This window comes from Mesorhizobium sp. M7A.F.Ca.CA.002.04.1.1, from assembly GCF_004022805.1.
In the GTDB taxonomy this organism is placed as follows: domain Bacteria; phylum Pseudomonadota; class Alphaproteobacteria; order Rhizobiales; family Rhizobiaceae; genus Mesorhizobium; species Mesorhizobium ciceri.
In genome coordinates this window covers 1-2,252 of sequence record NZ_RZPL01000852.1, presented here as the reverse complement: position 1 = coordinate 2,252, position 2,252 = coordinate 1, and the positions used below count along the sequence as shown (strand labels likewise).

General features: G+C 63.6%; 3 protein-coding genes. All 3 read right to left on the bottom strand.

Annotated elements, in window-relative coordinates; all coding sequences use genetic code 11:
- On the bottom strand, window positions 1-577 hold a 577-nt coding region (locus ENZ75_RS29425), incomplete at its 3' end, for an ATP-binding cassette domain-containing protein (protein ID WP_164888103.1).
- A 2-nt stretch (window positions 578-579) separates the two neighbouring features.
- The gene (locus ENZ75_RS29420; RefSeq protein WP_013528362.1) at window positions 580-1,656 is read right to left on the bottom strand and encodes an ABC transporter permease; all 1,077 of its coding nucleotides are present in this window, start codon (window positions 1,654-1,656) and stop codon (window positions 580-582) included.
- 113 nt (window positions 1,657-1,769) lie between these two features.
- Window positions 1,770-2,252, bottom strand: a 483-nt coding sequence (locus ENZ75_RS29415; protein WP_164888102.1) for a substrate-binding domain-containing protein, incomplete at its 5' end; no start/stop codon positions are given.

Below are 2,252 nucleotides of genomic sequence, written 5' to 3'. Positions count from 1 at the left end.
GCGTACGCACGATGTTTTCGACCTGCGCGGTCTCCTGCACGCCAAGGGCGGCGGTGGGCTCGTCCATGATGATCAGCTTGGAGGCGAAGGTCGCCGTCCGGGCGATCGCCACGCACTGGCGCTGGCCGCCCGACATGTGGCGGATGGTGTTGGACAGATTGGGGATCTTCACCGCCGTGCGGACCAGCGCCGCCTCGGTTGCCTTGCGCATGTATTTGCGGTCGAGGATCGAGAACGGGCCGAGGTTGAACAAAACCTTCTCGCGGCCGAGGAACAGGTTCGACGGCACGTCGAGATCGTCGGCCAGCGCCAGATTCTGGAACACGGTCTCGATGCCCGCCGTGCGGGCCTCGATCGGCCCGGCAAAGTTCACTTCCTTGCCGTCGAACCAGATCTGGCCGCTGGTGCGCTGCTCGACGCCGGTGATCTGGCGCACGAAGGTCGATTTGCCGGCGCCGTTGTCGCCCATGATGGCGACATGCTCGCCCTTGCGCAGCTCGAAGTTCGCGCCTTCCAGCGCATGCACGCCGCCATAGCGCTTGGTCAGGTTTTCGGTCTTCAGGACGATGTCTGACATGGTCATGCCCTCATTGCCCGCAGGCGTTGGCGCCACTGGTCGAGAACCACCGCACCGACGATGATCACGCCCTTGACCATCTCCTGGTAGTAGGCGTCGAGGCGCAGGAAGGTGAAGCCGGAGATGATGACGCCGAAGATCAGCGAGCCGATCACCGTGCCGATGATCGAGCCGCGGCCGCCCGACAGCGAGACCCCGCCGATGACCGCCATGGCGATGGCGTCGAGTTCGTACATCACGCCCATGCCGGACTGCGCGGTCAGGTTCTTGGAGCTCAGCACCACGGCGGCGAGCGCGGCGAGAATGCCGGCGATGACGTAGACCAGGATCTTGTGATTGGCGATCTTGATGCCGGACATGCGCGCGGCGTCCTCGTTGGAGCCGATCGCGTAACAGTGCTTGCCGTACCTCGTATAGGTCATGATCAGCTGGAACAGGATGGCCAGCGACAGGAAGATGACGACCGGCATCAGGCCTTTGCCGATGCTGGCGAAACTCTCGGTGGGAAACGAGATCGGCTGGCCCTTGGACCACCATTTGGCGATGCCGCGCGCGGTCACCATCATGCCGAGCGTGGCGATGAATGGCGGAATGCGCGTGTAGGCGATCAGCGCGCCATTGACCAGGCCGGCGAAGAGGCCGCAGGCGATCGCCACCAGCAGCGGCACGATGACAGGCAGGTCGGTCCAGCCCTGCGCCAGGAACATCGCCTTGGGATTGGGGTTGCCGTTGACCGTCGCCACCTGGGCGAAGCTCATGGCGATCATGGCGGTCGCGCCGACGATCGAGCCCGAGGACAGGTCGATGCCGCCGGTGATGATGACCTGTGTCACGCCGATGGCGATGATGCCGACGATCGACACCTGCAGGATGATGATCTGCAGGCGCGCTTCGTTGAAGATGCCGCCGACATCGCTGCGTGTGTTGAACAGGAAGCTGTCGCCGAGAAAGATGCGGCCGATCAGTTCGAAGATGACGACGAGAATGACCAGGGCCAGGAAAACATTGAACTCGGCCGGCCATGTGCGCTTCTTCGCATCATAACCGACGCCGCCGACGCCATGAGATGTCTGTGCCACGTATTCTGTCCTCCATCAGCCGCGGTCGCCCTCGCGCCGTGCCGGCGCTGAGGGAGAGAGGGAGCGGCGCTGTCTTGATCGAGAGCGCCGCTCCGTATCGAACCGCTGGCGGCTCAGTTCTTCTTCAGGAACTTGTCGATGTTGGCTGGCGTCACCAGCTGGAAGGGCACGTAGACCTTGTGCTCGACCTTCTCGCCCTTGGAGAGCTTGAGCGCCGCATCGAGAGCGCCGGCGCCCTGGCCGGCCGCGTCCTGGAACACAGTTACGTCGAGGTCGCCCGCCTGCATGGCCGCCAGCGCGTCCTGGGTGGCATCGACGCCGCCGACGACAACCGCCTTCATGTCGATGTTGCCGGCCTTCATCGCCTGGATGGCGCCGATGGCGCTTTCGTCATTGTTGGCGATGACGCCATCGAACGGCTTGCCGGTCGAAAGCCAGTTGGTCATCAGGTTCTGCGCCTCGTCGCGGTTCCAGTTCGACGTCTGCTTGTCGATGATCTTGATGAAGCTGCAATCCGGCGTCGCGATCACATCGTCGATGTCCTTGGTGCGCTGCACGGCGGCCTGGTTGGAAAGCTCGCCCATGATCACATAGAC